General features: G+C 63.9%; 16 protein-coding genes. 9 read left to right on the top strand and 7 right to left on the bottom strand.

Annotation, left to right across the window (positions count from 1 at the left end):
• The first annotated feature begins 48 nt into the window (after positions 1-48).
• On the top strand, positions 49-1,332 hold the full coding sequence (locus tag DF200_RS00865; protein ID WP_109136406.1) for a proline-rich domain-containing protein: 1,284 nt from the start codon (positions 49-51) through the stop codon (positions 1,330-1,332).
• Positions 1,333-1,517: 185 nt separating this feature from the next.
• Positions 1,518-2,858 carry a 3-phosphoshikimate 1-carboxyvinyltransferase gene (aroA, locus tag DF200_RS00860; protein WP_109136475.1) on the top strand — a complete coding sequence of 447 codons (1,341 nt, stop codon included), beginning with the start codon at positions 1,518-1,520 and terminating at the stop codon, positions 2,856-2,858.
• A gap of 104 nt (positions 2,859-2,962) precedes the next feature.
• Here aroA and DF200_RS00855 read toward each other — a convergent pair whose 3' ends face one another.
• From DF200_RS00855 to DF200_RS00845, 3 genes are all read right to left on the bottom strand, one after another.
• Positions 2,963-4,207, bottom strand: coding sequence for an acetate/propionate family kinase (locus DF200_RS00855; protein WP_109136405.1), 1,245 nt, complete (start codon positions 4,205-4,207; stop codon positions 2,963-2,965).
• A 171-nt stretch (positions 4,208-4,378) separates the two neighbouring features.
• On the bottom strand, positions 4,379-6,049 hold the full coding sequence (pta, locus tag DF200_RS00850) for a phosphate acetyltransferase (protein WP_109136404.1): 1,671 nt from the start codon (positions 6,047-6,049) through the stop codon (positions 4,379-4,381).
• A 162-nt stretch (positions 6,050-6,211) separates the two neighbouring features.
• Positions 6,212-7,222 carry a sugar-binding transcriptional regulator gene (locus tag DF200_RS00845; protein WP_109136403.1) on the bottom strand — a complete coding sequence of 337 codons (1,011 nt, stop codon included), beginning with the start codon at positions 7,220-7,222 and terminating at the stop codon, positions 6,212-6,214.
• Between the two features lie 172 nt (positions 7,223-7,394).
• Here DF200_RS00845 and DF200_RS00840 point away from each other — a divergent pair, with 172 nt between their 5' ends.
• From DF200_RS00840 to DF200_RS00820, 5 genes are all read left to right on the top strand, one after another.
• Entirely contained in the window at positions 7,395-8,714 is a 1,320-nt protein-coding gene (locus DF200_RS00840) for an MFS transporter (protein WP_206603396.1), read from the top strand.
• A gap of 22 nt (positions 8,715-8,736) precedes the next feature.
• Entirely contained in the window at positions 8,737-10,125 is a 1,389-nt protein-coding gene (locus DF200_RS00835) for a four-carbon acid sugar kinase family protein (RefSeq protein WP_109136401.1), read from the top strand.
• A gap of 117 nt (positions 10,126-10,242) precedes the next feature.
• The gene (gene pdxA / locus DF200_RS00830; protein ID WP_109136400.1) at positions 10,243-11,280 is read left to right on the top strand and encodes a 4-hydroxythreonine-4-phosphate dehydrogenase PdxA; all 1,038 of its coding nucleotides are present in this window, start codon (positions 10,243-10,245) and stop codon (positions 11,278-11,280) included.
• A 180-nt stretch (positions 11,281-11,460) separates the two neighbouring features.
• Positions 11,461-11,901, top strand: a complete 441-nt coding sequence (locus tag DF200_RS00825; RefSeq protein WP_109136399.1) for an RpiB/LacA/LacB family sugar-phosphate isomerase — start codon at positions 11,461-11,463, stop codon at positions 11,899-11,901.
• A gap of 31 nt (positions 11,902-11,932) precedes the next feature.
• Complete coding sequence (locus tag DF200_RS00820) at positions 11,933-12,685, top strand: triose-phosphate isomerase family protein (RefSeq protein WP_206603395.1); 753 nt, start codon at positions 11,933-11,935, stop codon at positions 12,683-12,685.
• A gap of 81 nt (positions 12,686-12,766) precedes the next feature.
• On the opposite strand, the gene DF200_RS00815 is transcribed toward DF200_RS00820, so the two are convergent.
• On the bottom strand, positions 12,767-15,244 hold the full coding sequence (locus DF200_RS00815) for a phosphoketolase (protein ID WP_109136397.1): 2,478 nt from the start codon (positions 15,242-15,244) through the stop codon (positions 12,767-12,769).
• Positions 15,245-15,773: 529 nt separating this feature from the next.
• Here DF200_RS00815 and guaA point away from each other — a divergent pair.
• Positions 15,774-17,336 carry a glutamine-hydrolyzing GMP synthase gene (gene guaA, locus DF200_RS00810; protein ID WP_109136396.1) on the top strand — a complete coding sequence of 521 codons (1,563 nt, stop codon included), beginning with the start codon at positions 15,774-15,776 and terminating at the stop codon, positions 17,334-17,336.
• A gap of 154 nt (positions 17,337-17,490) precedes the next feature.
• Here the strand turns inward: guaA and DF200_RS00805 are convergent, their stop codons facing one another.
• On the bottom strand, positions 17,491-18,972 hold the full coding sequence (locus DF200_RS00805) for an ATP-binding protein (protein ID WP_109136395.1): 1,482 nt from the start codon (positions 18,970-18,972) through the stop codon (positions 17,491-17,493).
• 160 nt (positions 18,973-19,132) lie between these two features.
• Here DF200_RS00805 and DF200_RS00800 point away from each other — a divergent pair, with 160 nt between their 5' ends.
• On the top strand, positions 19,133-21,013 hold the full coding sequence (locus DF200_RS00800) for an acyltransferase family protein (protein WP_158275736.1): 1,881 nt from the start codon (positions 19,133-19,135) through the stop codon (positions 21,011-21,013).
• An 88-nt stretch (positions 21,014-21,101) separates the two neighbouring features.
• Here the strand turns inward: DF200_RS00800 and DF200_RS00795 are convergent, their stop codons facing one another.
• Both DF200_RS00795 and DF200_RS00790 read right to left on the bottom strand, forming a co-directional pair.
• Entirely contained in the window at positions 21,102-22,487 is a 1,386-nt protein-coding gene (locus DF200_RS00795; RefSeq protein WP_109136474.1) for a nucleobase:cation symporter-2 family protein, read from the bottom strand.
• Between the two features lie 56 nt (positions 22,488-22,543).
• Complete coding sequence (locus DF200_RS00790; protein ID WP_109136393.1) at positions 22,544-23,125, bottom strand: xanthine phosphoribosyltransferase; 582 nt, start codon at positions 23,123-23,125, stop codon at positions 22,544-22,546.
• Positions 23,126-23,406 lie beyond the last annotated feature (281 nt).

The following is a 23,406-nucleotide window of genomic DNA, read 5'->3' as shown; positions in this document are numbered from 1 at the left end:
CCCCGGTATAGACTGGCCTTACAACACCAGAGACGAAGGAGTTTGCCCATGGCGGATGAAGACAAGGCCAACGCGAACGGGGAGCAGGACGGCGGGAACGCCGGGACGGTGCCGGAGAACGCCGCCGCCCGGCATGATGCCGCAAATCCCGCGCCTCCCTATGGCACGACGCCCGATGGAGGTCCTCAGCAGCATGCGCGGCAGCTGCCCCCGCAGGGATACCGCCAGCCGTCGCAGGGCGGCGCACCCGCATTCAATCCCCAGGCGCCTCACTACGCGCCTTCAGGGCGTGCCGTGCTGCCGCAGTACGGGAATCCCGCACAGCGTCCCGATGCGCCCAACGTGCCCCCGCAGGGATATCCGGCCAATGGAGGCAACGGCCCGAAGGGCCCGAACGGCCCCGTTCCCCCCTATGCCGGCGGACGTCCGGCGTCCGGTCCGCAACCGCCATACGGCGGCGGATATGGCCAGCCCGTGCAGGAGAACAACGCGAAGGGCAAGGCGGGCGGCAACCGCAAGCTGTTCATAGGCCTCGGCATCGGCGGCGGGGTCATCGTCCTCGTCGTCATCATCGCGTTGGTCGCGTTCTTCGTGCTCAGGGGCGGCAAGCCGGAGGCGCAGGACTACAACAGCACGCTGACGAAGGTCTACAACTTCCAGACGAAGCAGGGAGACGTGCAGTCGAAGCTCACCCAGGTGTACTCCGCCACCTACAAGGGGGGAAGCACCTTCGATGACGACGACGTCGCCAAGGTCAAGGCCAAGCTCAAGGAATACCGGGACGAGGTGGACTCCGTCAAGGACGACAAGTCCATGAACGACGCCAAGGTCAAGGAGAAGTACGACGCCTACGTCAAGCAGGCGGACGCCTACGCCACCTACGCCACCAACCTCGCGGAATCCGGCAAGACGCTGTCCGATACCACGCAGGTGTGCGGGGACCGCCCCGACGACGGACCGTACTCCGCTTCCTTCGTGACGAACTACACGAAGTTCATCACCTCCTGCACCGCCAAGCTCGACACGCTGAGCCAGGTGCCCGACAAGGCGGTGGCGAAATACGCCACCGACATGAAGGAGAACATGAACAAGACCGGGGAGGTCGTGAAGCAGCTCGGTGCGCTCGGCAACCCCACCAAGATACAGTACGGTTCGCCCGCCTACGAGAAATACAAGAAGCTGTCCGAGGAGTTCAACGACACCCTCAGCACCTCCGACATCACCACCGATTTCTCCGACGCGCTGAAGGACGAGCAGGACAAGGCCTACTCCGACGAGCAGTACAACGCGCTGAAGGATGCGCTTCAGGACGGCTTCCAGGACGCCTTGTGATTGACGACGACTGTGACGGAAGAGCAAGGCCCTAGCGGCTTCCCGACGCCACGGCCAATCAATCAAGCGGCCCCGGATCGTATATGAACGATTCGGGGCCGCTTTTTCCCATGCGATCCATCCGGAAAGTCCTCCGACTCGGACACAGGGGCGTCGGCACGCCGGGGAACGGATACCATGGCTATATGACCGAAACGAAACCATCGCCATGGCGTGCGCCGTTCGCCGCCGAACCGCTGAACGCCACCGTAACCATACCGGGCAGCAAATCGCTGTCCAACCGCTATCTGATCCTTGCCGCCATGGGGACACGGCCCGTCACGCTCGTCGGACTGCTCCGCTCGCGGGACACCGAGCTCATGATGGGCGCATTGGAATCCCTCGGCGTATCCTGCACGCCCGACCCCGACGACGGGACCACCGTGGTGGTCGCACCCCCGAAGAACGGTGTGTTCACGGGGCGTTCCTCCGTGTTCTGCGGACTGGCCGGCACGGTGATGCGATTCGTCCCCGCCCTGGCGTTGTACGCGGACGGGCCGGTCCGTTTCGACGGGGACGAACAGGCATACCACCGCCCCATGGGGCCGATTCTCGACGGGCTCGAACAGCTCGGCGCCCGCATCGACTACGAAGGCGAGAAGGGCCGGCTTCCGTTCACGCTCACCCCACCATCCCGGGCGGTCGGAGGCGATGTGTCCATCGATTCGTCGTCGTCTAGCCAGTTCATCTCCGGTCTGCTGCTTGCCGCGCCCAAACTCGAAAACGGGCTGAAGCTCACCCATACCGGCGACCACCTGCCCAGCCTGCCGCATATCCGCATGACCATGGCCGATCTGGAAGCGGCCGGCGTGGCCGTGCGCATGGACGCGCACACGTGGACGGTCCGGCACGGTTCGGTGCAGCTGCCCGAACGCGTGGCCGTCGAACCGGACCTCTCCAACGCGGCCCCGTTCCTCGGGGCGGCGCTCATCGCCGGGGGAACGGTCCGTGTGCCGAACTGGCCGGCGAGGACGACGCAGCCGGGCGGACTGCTCCCTGAATATCTGGAACGCATGGGCGCCACCGTCACCGTGACGGAGACCGTGGACGGGGCGCGCACCCTCGCGGTGACGTCCGACGGGACGATTCATGGCCTCGGGGATTTCGACATGTCCGCAGCCGGGGAGATCGCCCCCTCGTTGGCCGCTCTGCTGGTGTTCGCCGATGGTCCTACCTCGCTGACGGGCATCGGCCATCTGCGCGGTCATGAGACGAACCGTCTTGAAGCGCTCGTCACCGAGATTCGGCGCATCGGGGGAGCGGCGGAGGAGCTCGCCGACGGCATCGCCATCCATCCGGTCGATGTGGAACGCATGCACGGTGCCGTGATGGAGACGTATGCCGACCATCGCATGGCCACGTTCGCCGCGATGCTGGGATTGCGCATCGACGGCATCGACGTGGTGAACGTGGAGACCACGCGCAAGACCATTCCCGACTTCGTCGGATTGTGGACGTCGATGATCGGCGTTGCACGTCATCGATGACATGCAGTCGTATTAACGACCGAGCCCCTCGGATTCCTTCCAGAACCCAAGGGGCTCGAATCAATATGTGCGACGACGTCACGAACGTCGTCGCTGCACATGTGTCACTCGCTGTAGTCGGCGGGCTCGAACACGTTGCCGTAGGAGTCCTTGCCTTCGGCGGCAATCTTCGCGGACTTGCGGGCGATGGCGAGCTCCTCGTTCGTCGGGTAGACGGCGATGATGACGGAGCTGTCGGGCGTGGAGATGACGCGCGGCTCGGAGGTGTGCACGTTGTTCTTCTCCTCGTCGAGCTTGACGCCGAACGGGGCAAGACGATCGACGACCATCTTGCGGATGGGGGAGGCGTTCTCGCCGACGCCAGCGGTGAAGGTGATGACGTCGACGCCACCCATCTGGGCGGTGTAGTTGCCGATGTAGGCCACGATGCGGTGCACATACACGTCAAGGGCCAGCTGGGCGTTCTCGTCGCCCTCGTCGGCCAGGCGCATGACCTCGCGCATGTCGCCGTAGCCGGTCATGCCGGTCAGGCCGGAACGCTTGTTGAACAGGGCGTCCAGCTCGTCCACGTTCATGTGGGCGTTGCGGATCAGGTGGAACACGACGGCCGGGTCGATGTCGCCGGTGCGGCCGCCCATGACCAGACCCTCAAGCGGGGTGAGGCCCATGGAGGTGTCGACGGGCTTGCCGGAGATCTGGGCGGAAGCGGAGGCGCCGTTGCCGATGTGCAGCACGATCTGCTTGAGGCCTTCGGCCGGCTTGCCGATGAGCTCCGGGACGACGGAGCCGACGAACTCGTGGGAGGTGCCGTGGGCGCCGTAGCGACGAATCTGGTAGCGGTCGGCGATTTCCTTGTTCAGGGCGTAGGTGCTGGCCTCCTTCGGAAGTTGGAAGAAGAAGGAGGAATCGAAGACGAAGACCTGCGGCACGTCGGGCAGCAGGGTGCGCATGACTTCGGCGCCCTTGGCCTCGGGGCCGTTGTGCAGCGGGGCGAGCACGGCGAGATCCTTGACCTTGCCGATGGTCTTGTCGTTGACGAGGGCCGGGCGCGGGAAGATGGAGCCGCCCTGCACGACGCGGTGGCCGACGGCGACGATGCCGGACTCGGACAGGTCGGGGCCGTACTCCTTGAAGAATCCGAGGACGCGCTTCAGACCCTGCTCGTGGTCGTGGATCGGCTCGGTGAGCTTGTGCTTCTCACCGTTGTACTCGTGCTTGTAGTTGCCGTCGATCGGCTCGCCGATCTTCTCGACCAGACCGGATGCGATGCCTTCGCCGGTCTCAAGGTCCACCAGCTGGTACTTGATAGAGCTGGAACCGGAATTGATGACAAGGACGGTTTTCGCCATTGTGGGCTTCCTCCATTGTTGTGTTCGGGGAGCGTTAACGCCCCACTTCCATCACCGAGAATACTCGTCGGTGACTACAAAATCATGTTCCCGTCCGCTTTTCCTCGTGCGGCGGGGAACGAGAAGGGCGTCCCGGCGAGCCGGGACGCCCGATGCCGTTTCAGCGGCGCGTCACTGGGCGGTGACGGCGGTCAGCGCCACGGTGTTGATGATGTCCTCGACGTTGGCGCCGCGGGACAGGTCGTTCACGGGCTTATTGAGGCCCTGCAGCACCGGGCCGATGGCCAGCGCGCCGGAGGAGCGCTGTACCGCCTTGTAGCCGATGTTGCCGGCGCACAGGTCGGGGAACACGAAGACGTTGACATGGCCGGCCACGTCGTTGCCCTTGGCCTTGGTGGAGGCCACGACCGGGGACCATGCGGCGTCGAACTGGATGGAGCCGACCACGGGCAGATCCGGGGCCTGCTGCTTGACGATGCTGGCGGCCTCCTCGACCAGGTCCACATCCGGGCCCTTGCCGGAGCCGAGCGTGGAGTAGGAGAGCATGCCCACCTTCGGGTCGATGCCGAACGCCTTGGCGGTCTCGGCGGACTGGATGGCGATCTCGGCGAGCTGCTCGGCGTTCGGGTTGAGGTTGATGGCGCAGTCGGCGAACACGGCGACGTGGTCCTTGAAGCACATGAGGAATGCGCCGGAGACGAGCTTCTGGCCGGGCTTGGTCTTGATGACCTGCAGGGCGGGGCGCACGGTGTTGGCGGTGGAGTTGATGGAGCCGGAGACCAGGCCGTCGGCCTTGCCGAGCACCACGAGCATGGTGCCGAAGTAGCTGGCGTCGGTCAGCTGCTTGCGGGCCTGCTCCGGGGTCATGCCCTTCTTGGCGCGCAGCTCGCACAGCTTCTCGGTCATCGGGGCGAGGACCTCCTCGTCGTCCATGGACTGGAAGGACGCCTTCTCCAGGTTGTTCAGACCCAGTTCCTTGCCGCGGGCCAGGATCTGGGTCTTCTCGCCGACGATGATCAGGTTGACGATGTCGCGTTCGAGCAGGTAGTCGGCGGCCTTGATGATGCGGTCCTCGGAGCCCTCGGGCAGGACGATGGTCTTCTTGGCGGCCTTGGCCTTGTTCAGCAGGTCGGACTGGAAGGCGTAGGGGGTGGTCGGCTGGGCGAAGTCCTGGTTCAGTGCGGCCAGGATCTGGGCGGCGGGGGCGTGGGACTCGAAGTCGGAGAGCGCGGCCTTGGCCTCGTCCTCGGTGCCGCAGTCATGGGCCGGGACGGTCCAGACGGGGGCGGGGAATTCGGCGAGCGCGTCCTTGACGTCGGAGGACTTCTCGTCGGCGCAGCCGGTCACGAACACGCCGGCGACGGTCTGGGCGGCGTCCGTGACGCTCTTGGCGCAGGCCTCGACGGTGGCCTTGACCTGCTTGGCATCGCGGTTCAGGCCGCAGACGGCGAGGAACACCGGGGCCTTGAGGTCCGCGGCGACGGCGGCGTTGAAGTCGAATGCTGCGGGGTCGAACACATCGCTCTTGTCGGTGCCGACGACGACGACGGCCTCCGGGTCGGCCGCGGCGACGGCGGCGGAGTAGGCGCGGACGATGTCCCCGCGGGCGCCTTCCTTGTCTTCACGCGCGGCACACGGGCATACGCCGACGGCCTGTTCGCGGGACTGTCCCGCGGTGGACGCCCCGAGCAGCACGTCGGTGAAGGTCTCCTTCTTGCAGGCGGCCGGACGGAACACTGCGGTCTTGTACTGGCCGGCGAGGGCGGAGACGACTCCGTAGGCGACGACGTTGCGGCCGTTCGCGGCCTCGGGGCTGGCGATGTACACACTGGTAAGACTCACGGTCAAACTCCTTTGCAATTGTTCAACCCGCTGTCGGGTTGAGGTGCGGGCAACACTGCTTTGCAACCGCAACTATTGTAAGTATAAACGTTGACCGGTAACTATACGTTGTCCCCGGTTGCCGTCGTTTGCCATGCCGGCGGCACGGCAAACGACATCCGGTCAGAGATGCTGCATGAGGAGGAGCTGGCGCGCGGTGGCACGGTCGACGACCAGATGCGTGGCGAACCCCGCGTTGAGCGCGACCCGCAGCGCCTTGGCCTTGCTGGGGTCGGCGACGGTGAACAGTCTTATGGGCACGCGCATCAGCTCCTGGCGGCTCATGCCGGTGGAGCGGTTGTTCACCGAGATGCCGCCGGTGCTGCCGTCCTGACGGAAGAACGTGGAGGCGAAGTTGCCGACCACATGCTCGTTGTGCAGCTCGTCTATGTCGCTCTGCTGCAGCACACCCGGGGTGAACAGCGCGCTCGGCGTCACCCCCTGCGGGGCGCCCAGCGAGGCGACCGTGAGGTCGAGGGTGCGGCGCAGGGCCAGGATCCTGCGCACGCTACGTTCCTGCCACATGAGGTTGTGGGCTGCCTCGGAGTCGAAGATCGCCGGGACGGGGAACAGGTGCACGCGGGCGTTGAGGGATTCCCCGAACCGGTTGAGCACCTTCGTCACGTAGCTCTCCCCGTAGAGGTAGGAGTCGCCGAAGCCGTGCAGCTGCACGATCTGTATGCCGTGGGCGTCCTGCTGGGTGAGATGCAGCGACACGGATTCCATGGTGCGTCCCCATGCCACGCCGATCGTCATGTTCGGACGGGCCAGACGTGAGAGCAGCCGCGCGGTGTCCTGCCCGACGAGGAACCTGCGGATGTCGGCGTCCGCCGTGTCGCTGGTGTTGCTCACGGTCACGTGGATATGGAAAAGGTCGCGCAGCCTGTCGCGCAGCTCCTGCGTCGAATCCTCCTCGCGGTTGATGACGAATTCGATGATGTTCCGTTCGCGGGCCTGCGCGAGCAGCCGCGACACGGTGGATCTGGATATGCCCAGCTTCGTGCCGATGGCCGCCACGGTCATATCCTGCATCCAGTACAGTTCGGCCACGTCGGCGAGCCTGTACCGGGCGTTCCGCCGGGATTTCGTCGCTTCGCCGTTGCGAATGCGGCCGGTCTGACGCAAATTATTCATTTTTCAAACTCCGGGTTGAGACATTTTCCCAAAAGCGCTGTCCGGGGTAGGTGCCACGCGCCTTTGACGATATTTTTTTGGTGTCACTCAAAAAACATTCATACACAGTCAAAGGCGCGTGCGTATGTCTCTCAAACAAAGAATAACATCGACCCACTATAGGTGGGTCGTATTGTCCACCATATTCATCGGATATGTGATCTGCATGGCGGACCGTTCGAACATCGGTGCAGTGCTGCCCATGATTCGCAACGAGTTCGAGATCTCGAACACCGCCGCCGGCGCGATCTCCTCGTTCTTCTTCCTCGGTTATGCGATATCGCAGATCCCGGCCGGCCTGGTGATCGGCAAGAAGGGCACCAGAACGATCGTATCGGTGGCCATCCTCGGCTTCTCCATCGTCACGTTCCTCATGGGACACGCCACCGGAGCGGTGATGCTTCTCGTCCTCCGTCTCATGCTCGGCCTGCTCGAAGGCCCGACGCCGGTGGGCATGACGTCCACAATCAACTCGTGGTTCCCGCTCAAGGAGAAGGGGACGGCCACCGGTGTGTACATCGCGTCCACCCAGGTGGCCCCGATCCTCGCGCCCATCGTCGCGGTGTTCATCGCCAACGCGTTCGGCTGGCGCCACGTTTTCATCTGGTTCTCCGTCCCCGGTTTCATCCTGGCGCTGGTCTTCTTCCTCGTCATCCGGTCGAAGCCGAGCGAGAGCAGGCACGTCAACGAAGCCGAGCTGAAGCACATCACCGGTGACGACGCCAATTCCGCATCCGCGGTACAGGACTTCGGCGACATGGGGCTGCTCGACCGCATCATCCGCCTCAAGAGCGGCGAACCGCTCAAGAAGAACATGGAGGTGCTCAAGTCCTGGCAGATCTGGGTCATCACCTTCGCCTACTTCTGCATGAACAACGTGCTGTACGGCATGATCACCTGGATTCCCGACTATCTGCAGTCCGCACGCGGATACAACGTGATCGCCATGGGCTGGATGTCGGCCACCCCGTACATCGGCGGATTCGTTGGAGCCCTGCTCGGCGGCGTGATATCCGACCGCGTGTTCCGCGGACGGCGCAAGCCCACCATGCTCATCACCGCCCTGATGACGGCGATCATGATGGCGCTGCTGCTTGTGACCCCCGACAACACGGCCCTGATCGCTCTGGTCCTGGTGCTCGCCGGATTCTTCCTGAACATCGGATGGTCCTCGTTCACCTCCATCGCCATGAACATGACGACGAACGAGACCTACCCGTTCACCATCTCCATCATCAACTCCGGTGGCAACCTCGGAGGCTTCTTCTCGCCGATCATCGTGGGCGCCATCCTCGACGTCACCGGAAACTACACCATGGCGTTCAGCTACTTCGTCATCATCCTGATCGTCGCGTTCGTCCTCCTGCTCACGCTCAACGAATTCCGCCCGGCCGTGGAGAAGAGCGGGACGAAGAAGGCCGAACGGGTCGAGGCCGCACCGGCCGCGGCATGATACGCACTACGAAGGGGAAACCATGACAAAGCTAGGTATCGTCGCCGACGACGTCACCGGAGGCACCACCGTCGGCGCCCTGCTGGCCCGCAAGGGGGCGGTGTCCACACTCTACTACGAGTTCGAGCACCTCGACGAGGTCGCCGACCCCGCGGCCGACACCGTGATCGTCAGCACCAACTCCCGCACGCAGCCGGCCCGCGAGGCGTTCGACCGGGTGAGGCAGACCACCTTCGCCCTGCGCAGGCTCGGTGTCTCCCAGTTCTCGAAACGCATCGACACCACGTTGCGCGGAGGTATAGGGCCCGAGGTGGAGGGCATGCTCAACGCCTTGGAGGACAACTACATCGCCGTCGTCGTGCCGGCCATGCCGCAGTCGAAAAAGGTCGTGGTGGGAGGATACTCCCTGATCGATTCGACGCTGCTGGCCCAGACCGGCGTGGCCCAGGACGTGCGGACGCCCGTCCGCGAGTCCTATCTGCCGAAGCTGCTGCAGGAGCAGTTCTCGGAGAAGGTGGGGTACATCCCGCTGGAGACGGTCATGGGCGGCGAACATGAGATCGCGTCGATGATGCGCAGGATGCTGGCCGACGGAACCCGCGTGTTCGTGTTCGACTCTGCCACGCTGGAACAGATCGACGACATCTCCTGCGCGGTGATCCGCGTCGGCCGTCCCGTCGTGGCGGTCGATCCCGGCCCCTTCACCGTGAGTCTCGCCCTGTTGTCCGGAACCATCGTGCCCGGCGCGCAGATCGCCAGGGAGATCCGCGAGAACCACCGCTGGGACGACGAGGGCACCGTGTTCGTCGTGGCCGGCAGCGCCACCGAGGTCACCAAATCGCAGATGAAGGTGCTCACCGCCGAACCGGGCACGAAGACCCTGCTCGCCCGCCCGTTGAGTCTCATCTCTCACGACTCCCGGGAGGTCAAGGCGGAGATGGCGCGGCTGGTCGCCGAAACCCAGGCCATGTACCGCAAGCACGTCGAACAGCCGCGGGTGCTGGTGCTCGCCGTGGACATCGCCATCACGGGGGCGCCGCCCGCCACCCGGGAGGAATTGGAGTCCGCCAGCGGTCTTGAGGCCGCGGAGGCCTCCAACCTGCTGACGCGAAGACTGGGACAGGCCGCACGGCTCGTTGCCGACGTGGTCACGCCGAAACGCTGCTCCGGCTTCTACCTCAGCGGCGGCGACACCATGGTCAAGGTCTGTCAGGCGCTCGGCGGCGACGGCCTGAAGCTGGTCGACTACGTGATTCCCCAGGTGGACCAGTCGGTGCTGGTGGGAGGCCCGTACGACGGCATCCCCGTCGTATGCAAGGGAGGCCTGACCGGCAAGCCGAACACGGCGGTACAGGCCGTCAACCGCCTGTTCGACGAACACCGCATGATGGCGAACGGGCTGGCCGCCTGATTCATGACGACAGGGGGGCGGACGCTTACCCGGCCGGCCCCGATCCTCCCCGGGAAACGGGGGACAACGAGATTTTTCCCGCGCGGCGACGCGCAACAACCAACAAAGGAGTTATCGATGAACGTCCAGCAGAAGCCGGTAATGGCCATCACGCTTGGAGACCCCGCCGGAATCGGACCGGAGATCGTGCTGCAGACCATTCTCAGCCAGAAGATCTACGACGTATGCAAGCCCTTCGTGATCGGACACCGCGACAGTCTGGAGATAGCGGCCGACATCCTCGGCATCCATGATTTCACGTTCAACATGATCGACGACCCGTCCGAGGCGAAATACGAGCGTGGAGTCATCGACCTGCTGCAGACCGACGTGTGCAACGACGCGAAGATCGAATTCGGCAGGATACAGCGCGACGCCGCGCTGCGCGCCTACTCCTATCTGGAGAAGTCCATCGAACTCGGCCTCGCGGGCAAGATCGACGCCGTCTCCACCTCGCCGATCAACAAGGCCGCGCTCAAGCTGGCCGACGTCCCGTACATCGGGCACACGGAGATCTACCAGGCGCTGACCGATTCGCCGTACGCGCTGACCATGTTCAACGTGCATAAGCTGCGCGTGTTCTTCGTCAGCCGGCATGTGGCCCTGCGCAAGGCATGCGATCTGGCCAACCACGACCGTATCCTCGACTTCCTCAAGAACATCGACACCGAATTCAAGAAGCTCGGCTTCGAACATCCGACGATCGGCGTCGCCGCCCTCAACCCGCACGTCGGCGAAGGCGGCATGTTCGGCACCGAGGAGATCACCGACATCGCGCCTGCCGTGCAGGATGCGCAGAAGCTCGGCATCCGGGCCGAGGGGCCGCTGTCGGCTGACGCGATCTTCGCGCTCAACCTCGACGGTCACAACGACTGCATCCTGTCGATGTATCACGACCAGGGGCACATCGCCTGCAAGACGCTGGACTTCGAGAAGGCCGTGACCATCACGCTCGGCCTGCCGTTCATGCGCAGCTCCGTCGACCACGGCACCGCGTTCGAGATCGCCGGCAAGGGCATCGCCCAGGCCAACAGCATGATCGAGGCCACCAGGGTCGCGGCCCTCTACGCGCAGATGCAGATCGACCACCGGAACAAGGTCGCCCAGGCCTCGTAGGGGAAGTGGGAAGGTCTCTGCGGACGGAGTCCACCTCGGTCCGCTCGGGGTGCGCCACCAGGTTGCCGGGCGCGCCCCGCTCTTCCCCCGACGGACCCGGGGCAATACACCGATGCGCCAAACACGCAATTGAACACCAGTGGGAAGAACCGGAAAACCAACCAGAAAAAGGAGTACATCATGAAAGTCGCCTTCGGATGCGATCCCAATGCCACCGAACTCAAGAACCTGCTCATGAAGGAGGCGGAGGACCTTGGATACGAGGTCGTGGACTTCCCCTCCGACGACCCCATCTACGCCAACGTCGCCATCCGCGTCGCCACCTCCGTCGCCAACGGCGAGGAGGACCGAGGCATTCTGCTGTGTGGAACGGGCATCGGCGTCTCGATCGCCGCGAACAAGGTGCCCGGCGCGTACTGCGCCTGCGTCAGCGACGTCTACCAGGCGCAGCGCGCCACGCTGAGCAACAACGCCAACCTCATCTCGATGGGCGCCCAGGTGGTGGGCCCCGAAACCGCGAAGGTGCTGATGAAGGAGTATCTGGAGCGCACGTTCGATCCCAACTCGCGCAGCAAGCCGAAGATCGACCGCATCTGCGAGTACGAGCAGGGCAGGGCCTGAAATCCACGACCATGAAGGAAAGGTGATGACAATGGCGGTCATCGCACTCAGCCTCAAGATGTATTTCCCGCGCCGGCGCACGGTGGACTACTGCCGTACGCTGGCCGGTCTGCTGACGGAGCGGGGGATTGGGGACTCCGGGCCGACGATGGCCGTGCTGCCCGATTTCCTCACGCTTGCCGAGGTGCAGGGCATACTCGCCCCGGTGAACGTGCGCGTCGGCGCGCAGGACATGTGCGCCGACGATCGGGGCGCCTTCACGGGGGAGGTGTCGGGAAGCGACCTTCGCGACCTCGGCGCCTCCGTCGTGGAGCTCGGCCATGTCGAGCGCAGGACGTTGTTCCATGAGGACGACGGCATGGTAGCCCGCAAGGTGCGGGCGGCCTGGCGCAACGGTCTGACCCCGTTGCTGTGCGTGGGCGAGACGGAGCGCGAGGGGGCCACGGCGGCAGCGGAACGATGCCTCGGCCAGATCGCTTCGGCGGTGGGCGACGATCGGGAGTCCCCGCTGTGGGTGGCGTATGAGCCCCGTTGGGCCATCGGAGCCAGCGAACCGGCTTCGGCCGAATACGTTCGCGAGGTATGCGACCGCATCAAGCAGTCGCTGGGGGAGCGCCCCTCGGCCGTTCTGTACGGCGGCTCCGCCGGTCCCGGGCTGCTTTCGCGTCTATGGCCCAGCGTCGACGGATTGTTCCTCGGCCGTTTCGCCCATGATCCCCACGCGTTCATGTCGGTGGTCGATGAGGCGATCGGTCTTGAAAACGGGGACAGCGAAAACAAGTGAGACAGGAAAAGGAAATCCCCTTCCGGAAACTTCCGGAAGGGGATTTCCTATTGGACTCGGACCGTCCTTATCGGGTCGGCGTCACTCGTTGTCGCCGGCGGTGGCGGCGGTGGCGGAGACGGCGCCCGGCAGGTTGGTCTTGACGCCCGGCCACACCCAGTCGGTGTAGTCCGGGTGGTCGTAGCCGTTGTCGACGGCGAACTGGAAGGCCTCAAGGCGGAAGTCCTCAAGCTTCTTGATCTCGTCGGCGAACTTGTCGGCGTCGACCATGCGCAGGGCCTCGGCGGTCAGCTCGTAGCGGTCGATGTTGTTCACGCGAACCATGTCGAACGGCGTGGTGGTGGAGCCCTGCTCCTCGTAGCCGTGGACGTTGAAGTTGTCGTGGTTCGGGCGATCGTAGATCAGGCCACGCACGTCGTGGGCGTAGGAGTGGTAGGCGAACAGCACCGGCTTGTCGGCGGTGAACAGATCGGCGAACTCGTCGTCGGTCAGGGCCTCGTCGTTCTCCTTGGCGGACTGGAGCTTGATCAGGTCCACCACGTTGACGACCTTGTACTTCACGCCGAGCTGGTTCAGCTTGTCGGCGGCGGCCATGATCTCCTGGGTCGGAACGTCGCCGGCGGAGGCGAGCACGACCTGGACCTCGTCGTTGGAAGAGGCGTTGGAAGCCCACTTCCATTCGGCGGCGCCCTTCTCGAGCTCGGCGCGGGCCTCGTCGAGGGTCTGCCACGTGGCGGCCGGCTGCTTGCCGGCGATGATCGCGTTGATCATGTTGGTGGACTTGTAGACCTTCTCGCCAACGGCCAGCAGCATGTTGGCGTCGGCGGCGAAGTAGATGCCGATCACGTGGTCGTTGTTGTAGCACTTGTTCAGCAGCAGGGAGGTCACGCCCGGATCCTGGTGGGAGAAGCCGTTGTGGTCCTGACGCCACACGTGGGAGGTGACGAGCAGGTTCATGGAGGCGATCGGCTTGCGCCACGGAATCTCGCGGACGGTGGCCTCAAGCCACTTGGCGTGCTGGTTCAGCATGGAGTCGATCACGTGCACGAAGGACTCGTAGGAGCTCCAGATGCCGTGGCGGCCGGTGAGCAGGTAGCCTTCGAGGAAGCCTTCCATCTGGTGCTCGGAAAGCTGCTCGACGACCTGGCCGGTGACGTTCATGTGCTCGTCGACGAGGTCGGACAGGTAGCCGGCGTCCCACTGCTTGTTGGTGACCTCGTAGGAGGCCTGCAGACGGTTGGAGGCGGTCTCGTCCGGTCCGAAGATGCGGAACGAATCCGGGTTGTTCTTGATGACGTCGCGGGTGTAGACGCCGAGGCGGCGGGTGGCCTCAAGCTGGCCCCAGCCGTGGCCGAACTCCTTGACTTCCTTGACCTCGTAGTCCTCAAGCTTCGGCAGCTTCAGGTCCTCGCGGATGCGGCCGCCGTTGGCGTTCGGGTTCTCGCCGATGCGCAGCTCGCCCTGCGGCATGAACTTGGTGACCTCGGGGCGGATGGCGCCCTTGTCGTCGAACAGCTCCTCGGGCTTGTAGGACTGCAGCCACTTCTTGAGCACGTTGAAGTGCTCCTCGGTGTCGCGGGCGGAGGCCAGCGGCACCTGATGGGAGCGCCAGGAGCCCTCGGTCTTCTTGCCGTCGATGAACTTCGGGCAGGTCCAGCCCTTCGGCGTGCGGAAGATGATCATCGGGTAGAACGGACGGTGCTTGTCGTCGGTCTGAGCGGCGGCCTTGATGTCGCAGATCTCGTCGAAGACGGTCTCGAACAGCTCGGCGAAGCGGCGGTGGATGGACAGGTGGTCCTCGTCGTCGAAGCCGGCGACGAACTCGTACGGCTCGTAGCCCATGCCGTGGAAGAACTCGTGCAGCTCCTCGTCGGAGATGCGGGAGAGGATGGTCGGGTTGGCGATCTTGTAGCCGTTGAGGTGCAGGATCGGCAGCACGATGCCATCGGTGCGCGGGTTAACGAGCTTGTTGGACTGCCAGCCGGTGGCCAGAGGGCCGGTCTCGGCCTCGCCGTCGCCGACGATCGCCGGCACGAACAGGCTCGGGTTGTCCATCACGGCGCCGTAGGCGTGGGACAGGGCGTAGCCCAGCTCGCCGCCTTCGTGGATGGAGCCCGGGGTCTCCGGGGCGTAGTGGGACGGGATGCCGCCCGGGTAGGAGAACTGGCGGAAGAACTTCTGGAGGCCGGCCTCGTCCTTGGTGATGTTCGGGAAGTACTCGGTGTAGGTGCCGTCGACGTAGGACTGCGAGGTGCCGGCGGGGCCGCCGTGGCCCGGTCCCATGATGATCACGGTGTTCTGCTGGTGATCGGCGATGAGGCGGTTGATGTGGCCGATGAGGAAGTTCAGGCCCGGGGTGGTGCCCCAGTGTCCGACCAGGCGGTGCTTCACGTCTTCGCGGGTGAAGGGCTCCTTCATCAGCGGGTTGCTGCGGAGGTAGATCTGACCGATGGAAAGGTAGTTGGTCACGCGCCAGTACTTGTCGACGGCCGCAAGGGTCTCGTCGGAGATCGGAGCGTTCAGCTTCTTCCAGGGGGTGCCAATAACAGGACTCGTCATGTGTACTCCTGTACTTCTGCACATAATGTGCGATCGGTTATTTTCTCAGGAACCGCCAGCCCTTGCGCCCCTTGAGTTGGAACGTGCAATGACCGGTTTTCCCAATCGCTATTCATCGTAAGTGAACTCGCGGACTTTCATCGTCGTGCCGCGAGAGGTTTTGTAAGAAATTGTTCGGAAAGTTTTCAAAGCGGAGAGTTATTTGTGAATGTCGTCGTGATGGCCCGACCGCCCCGGCGTATTGATACGACAAGGTTTTCCGTTGCCGGAGTTTGCCTCGTTTTCTGAAAAAACTACCACGCTTCATGTAGTGCATGTTGTTAAATCCCAAGGGCGTGTCGTTGTCGATCGTCCGGCGCGCGGCCTCGGCTCATCGGGAGAACCCCGCGAAACGGCAACGCTCCGTTCACTTTCGCGACCACGGAAATTCAAACACCGAGAAGTTGTAATCGTTTTGTTATGTCGCAATCACGGGACATAATCGACACATCCGACAATCCCCCAGCCAACCGTTATATAGGAGGCATTCATGGCCAAAGGACCGGTCCTGGTCGTAGACTTCGGAGCCCAGTACGCGCAGCTCATCGCGCGTCGCGTTCGCGAGGCCCGCCTGTATTCCGAACTCGTCCCGCACTCCATGCCCGTGGACGAGATCCTCGCGAAGGATCCCCAGGCGATCATTCTCTCCGGCGGCCCCGCCTCGGTGTTCGAACCCGGTGCCCCCGGCATCGACAAGAGGATCTTCGACGCCGGCGTCCCCGTACTCGGCATCTGCTACGGCTTCCAGGTCATGGCCCACGAGCTCGGCGCAGACGTCGACAAGGCCGCCCTCGGCGAATACGGCAAGACCCCCGCAGTCATCACCGACGCCGAAGGCATCCTCGACGGGTCTCCCGCGGAACAGGACACGTGGATGAGCCACGGCGTCGCCGTCAACACCGTGCCCAAGGGGTTCAAGGTGCTCGCCCACACCGAAGGCGCGCCCGTCGCCGCCATGGCCGACGAATCCCGCAGGCTCTACGGCGTGCAGTGGCATCCCGAGGTCAAACACACCCCGCTTGGCCAGGACCTCATCGAAAACTTCCTGCACAAATGCGCCGGACTTGAGGACAACTGGGACTCCGCCGGCATCATCGAGGACCAGGTCGCGAAGATCCGCGAAAAAGTCGGCGACGCCGAAGTGATCTGCGGCCTGTCCGGCGGCGTGGACTCCGCCGTCGCCGCGGCCCTCGTGCACAAGGCCATCGGCGACCAGCTCACCTGCGTGTTCGTCGACCACGGCCTGCTCAGGAAGGGCGAGGTCGAACAGGTCAAGCACGACTTCGTCGAAGCCACCGGCATCCGCCTCATCACCGTCGACGCGGCCGACGACTTCCTCGACGCCCTCAAAGGCGTGAGCGAACCCGAGCGCAAGCGCAAGATCATCGGCGAGAAATTCATCCGCACCTTCGAAAAGGCCCAGCGGCAGGTCCTCGAAGAGGCCGGCGCACGCGGCAAGGAAGTGAAGTTCCTCGTGCAGGGCACCCTCTACCCCGACGTCGTCGAATCCGGCGGCGGCGACGGCGCGGCCAACATCAAGAGCCACCACAACGTCGGCGGTCTGCCGAAGGACATCAAGTTCCAGCTCATCGAACCGCTGCGCACCCTGTTCAAGGACGAGGTGCGCGCCATCGGCACCGAACTCGGCCTGCCCGACGAAATCGTCTGGCGCCAGCCGTTCCCCGGCCCGGGCCTCGGCATCCGCATCGTCGGCGAGATCACGCGCGAACGCCTCGACCTGCTGCGCGAAGCCGACGCCATCGCCCGCGAGGAGCTCACCAAGGCCGGCCTCGACCGCGACATCTGGCAGTGCCCGGTGGTGCTGCTCGCCGACGTCCACTCCGTCGGCGTCCAAGGCGACGAACGCACCTACGGCTCGCCCATCGTGCTGCGACCCGTCAGCTCGGAGGACGCCATGACCGCCGACTGGTCGCGCATCCCCTACGACGTGCTCGCCGCCATCTCCACGCGCATCACCAACGAATGCCGGCAGATCAACCGCGTGGTGCTGGATTGCACCTCCAAGCCCCCGGCCACCATCGAATGGGAGTGAATTGAACTGACGGAGCGCCTCCTGCGTTGCGGGGCACTCGACGTACCTTTGTACGCCTTCGTGTCCCGCGCCTTGGGGTCGCACGCGTCAGTTCAATTCACGGGGAGATGCATTACCCGCCGTGCGTGTCGGGCGAACCTCGTTGGCGGCTTGCCTAACTGGTCTTCAACCGATAACGCTGCGTCGGGTCGTCATGGAACCGCACCTGCGCGACACGGCCCTCCCGCACCAGTTCGCGCAATCCGGACGCCGCCGCCAACGGCGTCAGCTGCAGCTCGCGGATGATCTCCTTCACACTCATCGCGGAATGCCGCTCCAGCAGCGTCATGATCTCCTTCGACACGTCGCTCGGAGAGCTGCGCTTGACGGTGCGATGCCGCGTGATCGTCATGGTGAACGTGTTGATGTCGTTGCGTGTGGTCGCCGGCTCGATGCCCGCCTCCCTCAGGCTCGCGGCGATGCGCTGATAGCCGTCGCCGCCCTCCGGATTCACGAAACCCCCGCCCGGATACGGCGTGGACTCCAGCAGGGCGAACAGGAACTGGTTGTGCGTGGACGAGAACGCCGTACCCGCCACCGGATGCGGATTGGCGAGCACGTCATGCGTCACCGTGCCGTACAGGCCGCCGGGGTTGCTGATCTCGACACGGTCCGTGAACACGCTCACATGCACCTGGGTGCCGCGCGCATCGGGGGAGTAGTCGCGGTGCGTCAACGCATTCGCGATGGCCTCCCGAAGGACAGCCGGCGGATAGTCCGGCTTGCGCGCCCCGATCCATCTCATCCAAGAATCCACGGTATCATCGATCATCATCGGAATCGACCCCACCACGGTCTGCGACGCGATCAGCCGCTCGTCCCCCCGGAACACATCATCCCGGCTCGTTCCCGGAAAGACCGCGATCGAAACGCACAACCGGGGAAAGAACTTCTGCGGGTACCTGCCCAACGCCAACAGGCCCGCCAACGTCGGACGCAACACTCCGCCGACATGCCGCCGGTCGGAGTCATCGTGCCTCAACGCCTGCAGATCAAGCAGCGTATCGGTGTCCCCACGCCCGCCGAAAACATGCGGATGCTGCTCGCGCACCCGGGCAAGCAGCCCCTCGACCAGACCGGGATCGAGATCGTCACAGGTCGCACCGGGCACGATATCCAGATCATAGGTCGGCTGCAGATGCTCCTCGATAAGCCGATCCACCTCATACGACGTCATGCGCCGATCGCCGTCGCCGGTGCGGATGAACGAACCGCCATGCGCGCCGATCGCCGAGATGAAGCACGGCTTGTCACGCGGAAGCATCTCATCCACGCGCGCGAACACCAGATTACTGCCCTCGAACGGGCACGTCACAATCGTCGGCCGCACCACCGGCGTCATCTTCTCACACGCCTGGCTCAACGACTCCTGCATCGAACGGGCGTTGAAGCCCTCGACCGGGGTGAACCTGTTACGCTCCGAAAGCCCGAGGATGATCCAACCCCCCGAACCATTGGAGAACGCGGACAACGTGTCGGTGATCGTGGAGGATATCTTGCGCTTGCACTCCTTCACCTCGCACTGCTGCGTATCATTGCCGATCAGACGCATCAACGCTATCAGCTCGGTCATCTTGGCGGTGTAGGCGTCAACCATGTGAAGGCCTCCTTGATACCATCATGCGTCACCGGAAGCGACTTGTCCCACGTCTTGTTCTCCCGTTCATCGAAAATTCATATGAGTTCGTCCGCCCACATGCATCCATATCATGGACGTATGCCGTGAATTGCCTGATCCGCATACTAAAAGTAAGCAGGTGACTAAAAACACCCTCCAGAAACAGACGGTCGGACCTCGGCGCTTCCGCGGAATAGACGGCATCAAGGGACTGTCTCTCGTGTCCATCATCATCTACCACTACAACCCCCGAATGCTGCCCGGAGGATTCATCGGCGTGGACGTGTTCCTCACCGTCAGCGGATTCCTCATAACCATCGGCATGATCAAACGCCTCAGCGCCAATGGCCGCATCGGCTGGGTGGACTACCTCACACGCAGACTGCGGCGCCTCTGGCCCGCCCCCATCGTCATGGTCCCCGCCGTCATGGGCCTCGCCGCCGCCATCCAGACGGACCTCCTCGTGGGCATACGCAAACAGGCCGTCGCCGCCCTCACCTTCATCCACAACTGGACCACCATCACCTCGGGCGGCAGCTACTTCGACACCATGAACCCGCAAATGCTCAAACACCTATGGTTCATCGCCCTGCTCGCCCAACTGTACATCGCCGCACCGGCACTGGTATGGCTGCTGTGGAAACTACGGCACCCCGCGCCCGCAATCATCATCCTGACAGGTCTCTCCGGCGCAAGCTTCGCATGGATGGCACGGCTGTATGATCCCTCCGCACCGACCCGCGTATACGAGGGAACGGACACCCATGCCGGGGGATTCCTGCTGGGCATGGCACTGGCCTGGGCCGTATACGCCATCCACCACACAAAGAAAAAGCGGACGGACCGTGACATGACACGACCGGCCCGCCGACCGGCCCCATCACGCATCATCATGCGCTGCCGACACGAGGCAGCCGCCTACGGCGCATTCCTCGCAATGATCGCGCTCATCGTACTAGCCATAACGATGAAACAGGACACGGCGGCGTTCCACGGCGGCATCGCCCTCGCCTCCATCCTCTCCACCCTGCTCATCGCCGGCACCATAACCGACGACTCATGGATGCAGGGCCTGTTCGAGATACATCCCCTCGCCGTCATCGGACGATACTCCTACGGCATCTACCTATGGCACTGGCCGCTATGGCTCCTCACATCCGTGCAGGCACGCGCATGGGGAATGGACCGGCCCCTCATCGATGCCGCCACCGCCCTGACCCTCACCGCGCTCGCAGCCGGCATGTCGCATCTGCTCATCGAGCGTCCCGCATCCGTCGGCGGATTGCTCGGCATCGTCCCCGTCCCGCCTCTCACCGCGCGCACGCTCTTCCGCTGCATCGCCTCCCTGACCGTCGTACTCATGGCGTTCTCCGGAGGGGTCGTGGCATGGCGCGACGCCCCGGCGAAGACCAGCACGCAGATCGCGCTCGAACGCATGGAGAAGGAGGCCGCGCAACGCTCCCGCATGAACGGGGAACTGACGCGCCGGCCGGCGCCGAAACCCAAGCGCGCATTGCATGCGTTCCCCACTGGCGACCAGATAATCGCCATCGGCGACTCGGTGATGGACATGTCGACCCCCGAAATCGAGAACCGCTTCCCGGGCATCCTCGTCGATGCCAAGACCAGCCGCGCCATCACGGAGGCCGGGACGCTGATCGGACAGTTCCAGGCCGAGGGTCGCATGCGCCCCTGGCTGGTCCTTGGCCTGGTGACGAACTCGGTCGTCACCACCGACCAGCTCGACCAGATTCGTGCACAGGTCGGCCCGTCCACCGTCATGGTGCTCGTCAACGGTCACGGCCCGGACAGTTGGATTCCCGAATCCAACGACGTCATACGCACCTGGGCGCAGGCGCATCCGGAGAACACCGTGTACGTGGACTGGGATGCGGCCATCTCGCAGCACCCCGACCTGCTGTACAGCGATGGCGTGCATCCCAAGGAAGGCGCCGGCGGCGACATCTACCCGCAGGCGATCCAGCAGGCCATCAGGGATTGGATCGCGCAAGGCCACTGACCGGCGCGCGTCCGTTGCATAAGAAAAAGCCGGCCCCGTGAGGGGAACCGGCTTTTTCTCTTCCATGTCCGGGTCGTCGACCGGTGGGTCAGTCGTTGCCCGACCCGTTGTCATGCCCGTCCCCGGAAGATGTGTTCGCGGCGGCCAGGAAACGTTCCTCGCCGGGCAGCACCAGATTGAGGACGATCGCCACGACGAACGCCACGGCGATGCAGTTCGACGCGAAAATCTGCTGGAACAACGGGGGGAAGTGCACGAAGATGTGGTTCACCTGCGTGAATCCGATGCCCACGGTCAGGCTCAGCGCGGCGATGGTGATGTTGCGCTGGGAGTATCCGGCCTCCGAGATCATCTGGAATCCGGAAAGGATGATGTTGCCGAACATCATGATGGTGCATCCGCCCAGCACCGCCTGCGGCAGGGAGTTGAACACCTCGGCGACCGCCGGCACGAAGCTCGCGAGAACCAGGATCACTCCGCCGGAGAGGATCACCTTGCGGTTGACGACCTTCGTCATGGCCACCAGACCGATGTTCTGCGCGAAACTCGTCAGCGGCAGACATCCGAACAGGCCGGAGACCGAGGAGATCAGGCCGTCGCCGGCGATGGCTCCGGCCGTCTCTCGCTCGGTGGGCTGACGGTCGAGCCCGACCTTGGCCAATGCGGCCGTGTCGCCGAGCACCTCGACGGAGGAGACCACATACAGCAGTCCGATGGAGATGATCGCGCCCCAGTCGAATTCCGGGCGGAACGGCATGAACTGCGGGACGGACACGACCGAGAGATGCCGGAACCCGGAGAAATCGACCATGCCCATGCAGATTGCAGCCACATACCCGACGATTAGGCCGAACAGCACGGAAAGCTGCTTGGCCGTGCCCTTCATCAGTAGCTGGAACGCCAGGCACGCGACCAGCGAAACCAGGCCCAGCGTCAGGTTTTTCCACGAACCGAATTCCGGGGACGAGGCGTCGCCGCCGCCGAAGCTCGTCGCGCCCACCGACAGCAGCGAGAAACCGATGGACGTCACCACGATGGCCGAAACGATCGGCGGCACGAAACGGCGCCAGTATTTCGCCGTCAATCCCAACACGAGTTCCAGCAGGCCTCCGACCATGACCGCGCCGACCACGGCCCCATAGCCCCTGTCCGCGCAGATCGCCGTGGCGGCGGCCACGTACGTGAACGAGATGCCCGTGACCATCGGCAGGCGGGAGCCGATCATCCAAGCGCCATACAGTTGCAGGCACGTGCCCAGGCCGGCCACCAGAAGACCCGCCTGGATCACCGCCGCCGACTGCTCGGGCGTCATCCGCGCGGCATTCGCGACGATGAAGATCGGGGCGAGGTTCGCCACGAACATCGCCATCACATGCTGCAGGCCGAATGGAATGCCCTTCCAGAACGACACCGGGGCGTCAAGCGACCTCAGCGCCTCCGCCGAGATACCCGGTCCGCCCTTCCTCTCCTTCATATTCGACATATCTCTCTTCTCTTTTTTCCTTTTTGGGTGGATGATGCAATCGGTCGTCAACGACGGAATTCGATGGTCCCGTTCTCCGGATCCATCGAATCGACGATGGCCAGCGAATCCACGTCGTATCCCAGCTTCCGCAGTTCATCGCCGCCGCCCTGGAAACCCTTCTCGATGGCGATGCCGATGCCTTCGACCGTCGCGCCGGCATGTTCGCAGATGTCGATGAGGCCATGCAACGCCTTGCCGTTGGCCAGGAAGTCGTCGATCAGCAGCACGTGGTCGTCCGGACCCAGATATTTGCAGGAGACGATGACGGGGAATTCGCGCTGCTTGGTGAACGAATACACCGTCGACACGTACTGGTCGCCATCAAGGTTGATCGACTGGGCCTTCTTCGCGAAGATGACCGGCACGTCGCCGAAATGGCGTGCGGCGACGCATGCGATGCCGATGCCCGATGCCTCGATGGTGAGGATCTTCGTTATGGTCCTGCCCGCGAAATGCCTTGCCCATTCGGCGCCCATCGCATCATAGAGCGCCACGTCGCACTGATGGTTCAGGAACGCGTCCACCTTGAGCACGTTGCCCGGTTTCACGATGCCCTCCCTGCGGATCCGATCCTCAAGCTCCTTCATAATCACCTCGTTGAAATCGATTCGGATAGAACAATAGGGTGGTACGTAGCATACGTGGCGGAGGTGACGACACCGTGCATCGGCGTCACACGGCACGTGGCCCGTGCGGCCCACACGAATGGACCGTGGTACAAACCGGGGTTTGGACTCTACCATGTGAGACACATCGGGAGTCCCGTCCAGAGAAGGCTATAGTAAGGTCTCCGTGCCGCAAGACCGGCACGACATGCATAGAGAACAGGGAGCGGTTCGTGAAGTCAAGCGACATCTGGGTATTCATC

The organism is Bifidobacterium catulorum, assembly GCF_003129925.1.
Lineage (GTDB): Bacteria > Actinomycetota > Actinomycetes > Actinomycetales > Bifidobacteriaceae > Galliscardovia > Galliscardovia catulorum.
Note: the sequence above shows the minus strand (reverse complement) of the source record. Positions and strands in the feature narration are given on the sequence as shown.

Coding starts and splice junctions, on each gene's coding strand:
- guaA (WP_109136396.1), top strand. CDS start 15,774: ATGGCCAAAGGACCGGTCCTGGTCGTAGACTTCGGAGCCCAGTACGCG.
- DF200_RS00820 (WP_206603395.1), top strand. CDS start 11,933: ATGGCGGTCATCGCACTCAGCCTCAAGATGTATTTCCCGCGCCGGCGC.
- pdxA (WP_109136400.1), top strand. CDS start 10,243: ATGAACGTCCAGCAGAAGCCGGTAATGGCCATCACGCTTGGAGACCCC.
- DF200_RS00855 (WP_109136405.1), bottom strand. CDS start 4,207: ATGGCGAAAACCGTCCTTGTCATCAATTCCGGTTCCAGCTCTATCAAG.
- DF200_RS00795 (WP_109136474.1), bottom strand. CDS start 22,487: ATGAAGGAGAGGAAGGGCGGACCGGGTATCTCGGCGGAGGCGCTGAGG.
- DF200_RS00805 (WP_109136395.1), bottom strand. CDS start 18,972: ATGGTTGACGCCTACACCGCCAAGATGACCGAGCTGATAGCGTTGATG.
- DF200_RS00825 (WP_109136399.1), top strand. CDS start 11,461: ATGAAAGTCGCCTTCGGATGCGATCCCAATGCCACCGAACTCAAGAAC.
- DF200_RS00815 (WP_109136397.1), bottom strand. CDS start 15,244: ATGACGAGTCCTGTTATTGGCACCCCCTGGAAGAAGCTGAACGCTCCG.
- DF200_RS00790 (WP_109136393.1), bottom strand. CDS start 23,125: ATGAAGGAGCTTGAGGATCGGATCCGCAGGGAGGGCATCGTGAAACCG.
- aroA (WP_109136475.1), top strand. CDS start 1,518: ATGACCGAAACGAAACCATCGCCATGGCGTGCGCCGTTCGCCGCCGAA.
- DF200_RS00835 (WP_109136401.1), top strand. CDS start 8,737: ATGACAAAGCTAGGTATCGTCGCCGACGACGTCACCGGAGGCACCACC.
- DF200_RS00865 (WP_109136406.1), top strand. CDS start 49: ATGGCGGATGAAGACAAGGCCAACGCGAACGGGGAGCAGGACGGCGGG.
- DF200_RS00845 (WP_109136403.1), bottom strand. CDS start 7,222: ATGAATAATTTGCGTCAGACCGGCCGCATTCGCAACGGCGAAGCGACG.